Here is a 3,497-nt window from a genome sequence, read left to right as displayed (position 1 = left end):
TCGTAGCCGCAGCCCCGTGGGATGATTCGGTGGTGATCCCGCAGTCCTCCCCCCACCCCGACCGCCGCGTGTCCCCGCGTCCCCTCCCCTCCGCAGGGGCGTCCCGACGTACGAGGGCGGCCCTTGCCGGCCTGGTCGCGGTGTGCACGGCCGTGTCCCTGTCCGGGTGCGGCCACACCCGTGAGTTCGGGCAGCGCACCGGGGGAGGCCTCGAAGCGGAGGCCGCACCCGGACAGGGACACGGCCGTGCACACCGCGACCAGGCCGGCAAGGGCCGCCCTCGTACGTCGGGACGCCCCTGCGGAGGGGAGGGGACGCGGGGACACGCGGCGGTCGGGGTGGGGGGAGGACTGCGGGATCACCACCGAATCATCCCACGGGGCTGCGGCTACGATGGTTCCCACTGCCGTGTCGTCCAGATGAAGGAGCCATTGTGGCCGCCCCCCGTGAATCCGCACCACTGCGGGCCCTGCTCGAGGGCGAGGTCACCGAGGCCGGCCTCGCGCTGGACTCCGTCGTCGAACTCCACCAGAACGGGTCCCCCGTCGTGCGTGTCGTCGTCGACGTCACCGGGGACGAGGGCGAGGTGGATTCCGACACACTTGCCGCCGTCTCCCGCGCGGTCTCCAAGGCCATGGACGCCGCTGACCCCATCGCCGGTGAGTACCTCCTGGAGGTCTCCACGCCCGGCGCGGAGCGGGAACTGACCCGTCCGCACCACTGGCGTCGCGCCCTGGGTCGCCTGGTGCGCATCAAGCTGCGCGAGGGCGGGACGCTGACGGGTCGCCTGGTCGGGGTGGACGAGGGCGCCGTGACGGTCGAGGTCGACGGTGAGCCGACTACGATCGCACTGGAAAACGTGAAGAAGGCGCGCCCGCGCGTCGAGTTCGGTTCGGAGGAGTGAGTCGACCGTGGAAATCGACATGACGGCACTGCGCATGGTGGAGCAGGAGAAGGGCGTCAGCCTCGGGACCCTCGTGGGTGCCATCGAGGAAGCGCTGCTCAAGGCCTACCACAACATCCCCGGAGCCATCTCCAGGGCCCGTATCGAGATCGACCAGCGCACCGGCCGCGTCACCGTGATGGCCACGGAGGAGGACGAGGAGGGCAACCCCATCGGGGAGTTCGACGACACCCCCTCCAACTTCGGGCGCATCGCCCAGACCACGGCGCGCTCGGTGATCATGCAGCGCCTGCGCGACGCCGACGACGCCCGTGTCCTGGGGGACTTCGCCTCCAAGACCGGCAAGGTCGTCACCGGCATCGTCCAGCAGGGGCGTGAGGGCCGGGTCACCCTGGTCAAGCTCACCGACGACTTCGAGGCGGTCCTGCCCGACTCGGAGAAGGTCCCCGGCGAGGAGTACCGCCACGGTGACCGCATCCGCGCCTACGTGATTTCCGTGGAGCGCACCGACAAGGGTGCGCGCATCACTCTCTCGCGCACGCACCCCGGCCTGGTGCTGGGCATCTTCGAGCGTGAGGTCCCCGAGATCCAGCAGGGCCTGGTCGAGATCAAGGCCATCGCCCGGGAGGCCGGGCACCGCACCAAGATCGCCGTGACGGCCACCCGCGACGGGGTCAACGCCAAGGGTGCCTGCATCGGCCCCATGGGTTCCCGCGTGCGCAATGTCATGGCGGAGCTGGGTGGGGAGAAGATCGACATCGTCGACTGGTCCGCCGACCCCGCGCGCTTCGTGGCCAATGCCCTCTCCCCGGCGCGTGTGACCCGCGTGGTCGTCCACTCGGTGGAGAACCGCACCGCCACCGCGGTCGTGCCCGACTTCCAGCTGTCCCTGGCCATCGGCAAGGAGGGACAGAACGCGCGTCTGGCGGCGCGGCTGACGAACTACCACATCGACATCCACTCCGACACCGAGACCGGTGACGACGTGCACGCCTCGCGGTCCTCCATGCCGGACGACGTGACGAGTCGCTCACGCACCTCCGACGAGTGAGTGTGGTGGCCTCCGCTACACTGGACGGGTTGCCGCACCACACCGCAGGAGACGCGCGGACCCGGGACCATGTCCCAGGCCCGGTGCGCACCTGCGTCGGATGCGGCAGGCGTGTGGCCCGTGCGGACCTGGTCCGTGTCGTGGCCACGGACGGGTCCGCAGAAGTGGATCCGAGGAGTGACCGTCCCGGTCGTGGCGCCTGGGTCCATGCGGACCTGCGGTGCATCGAGAGGGCTCGCTCCCGCAGGGCCCTGGTCCGCGCACTCCGCCTCCCCCACGACGTGGGGGAAGAGGTGTGGGCCGAGCTCGCGGGACTGGTCGCCACTGTCAGCGACGCGCACACCGCGTCGGACAACGAGTGATGGAAGCGGGTTGGAAGCCGATGGGCACCCGATGAGTACCCAGCGATGAGCTGCCAGCAAGACAAGTGACCCCGTCTCCGGTTCGGAGGCGGATCCGAACAGGAGAAACGTGGCAAAGTTGCGTGTCCACGAGCTCGCCAAGGAGCTCGGAATCACCAGCAAGGAACTCTTGACGCACCTGCGCGAGAACGGTGAGTTCGTCAAGGCGTCGGGATCGACGCTGGAACCCCCCGTCGTGCGCACCGTGCGCGAGCACTACGCCGCCGCCGCCCCGAAGAAGGCGGAGTCGGCACAGAAGAGAAAGCCCTCGCCNGCTGCCGGTGCCCGCCCAGCCGCCGCCCAGCAGGTCCGCCCCGGACTGGGCCCCGTCCAGGAGGTCCTCCAACCCCCAGCCCCCGCCCTCCGTGCCGGACTGGTCCAGGAGCTCGGCCAGACGCGAGTCGAGCACGCTCACCTTTCCCATGCCGCCGGCGAGATCGAGGTCGTAGGTGTCGGCCAGGCGTTGCGCGGAGGCCAGTCGTCCCAGGGCGGCGGATGCGAGCAGGCGCGCGTCGGGCCCCTCGATGTCGGCGTCGGTGGCCGCGACGAGGTCCCGGCGCGCCGACAGCGCCATCCACGTCGCGAACTCGCCCACCTCGACGGGTGCATCCGCCACAGCTGCCGGTGCCTGTGCGCCCTCGGGGACCGTCCCGTTCCAGGGGTCCCACACACCTCCCAGCGCCTCCAGGCGTGCCGAGGAGTCCGAGGCGATCCCGTCCAGCACCTTCTGACAGGGCTCACACGTGGTGGCCTTGGCCGACAGGGACGTCGCCCGGGCCCGGGCCGCCGACTCCGAGCGGGCGGCCATGTCACGCAGTGCGGCCACACCCGTGAGTTCGGGCAGCGCACCGGGGGAGGCCTCGAAGCGGAGGCCGCACCCGGACAGGGACACGGCCGTGCACACCGCGACCAGGCCGGCAAGGGCCGCCCTCGTACGTCGGGACGCCCCTGCGGAGGGGAGGGGACGCGGGGACACGCGGCGGTCGGGGTGGGGGGAGGACTGCGGGATCACCACCGAATCATCCCACGGGGCTGCGGCTACGATGGTTCCCACTGCCGTGTCGTCCAGATGAAGGAGCCATTGTGGCCGCCCCCCGTGAATCCGCACCACTGCGGGCCCTGCTCGAGGGCGAGGTCACCG

At 70.9% G+C, this 3,497-nt stretch carries 4 protein-coding genes; all 4 read left to right on the top strand.

Annotated features, from left to right (window positions below; genetic code table 11):
- The first annotated feature begins 433 nt into the window (after positions 1–433).
- On the top strand, positions 434–904 hold the full coding sequence (locus tag BQ9890_RS06050; protein ID WP_075890127.1) for a ribosome maturation factor RimP: 471 nt from the start codon (positions 434–436) through the stop codon (positions 902–904).
- Positions 905–911: 7 nt separating this feature from the next.
- On the top strand, positions 912–1,955 hold the full coding sequence (gene nusA / locus BQ9890_RS06045) for a transcription termination factor NusA (RefSeq protein WP_075890125.1): 1,044 nt from the start codon (positions 912–914) through the stop codon (positions 1,953–1,955).
- The gene (locus tag BQ9890_RS16705; protein ID WP_326844911.1) at positions 1,952–2,317 is read left to right on the top strand and encodes a YlxR family protein; all 366 of its coding nucleotides are present in this window, start codon (positions 1,952–1,954) and stop codon (positions 2,315–2,317) included. The genes nusA and BQ9890_RS16705 overlap by 4 nt, the downstream gene beginning before the upstream one ends.
- 109 nt (positions 2,318–2,426) lie before the next feature.
- Positions 2,427–3,497: translation initiation factor IF-2 N-terminal domain-containing protein (locus tag BQ9890_RS06035; RefSeq protein WP_195907698.1), on the top strand; the 1,071-nt coding region annotated here is incomplete at its 3' end.

The sequence above is a fragment of the Actinomyces provencensis genome (genome assembly GCF_900155435.1).
GTDB classification, from domain to species: Bacteria; Actinomycetota; Actinomycetes; order Actinomycetales; family Actinomycetaceae; genus Pauljensenia; species Pauljensenia provencensis.
Note: the sequence above shows the minus strand (reverse complement) of the source record. Positions and strands in the feature narration are given on the sequence as shown.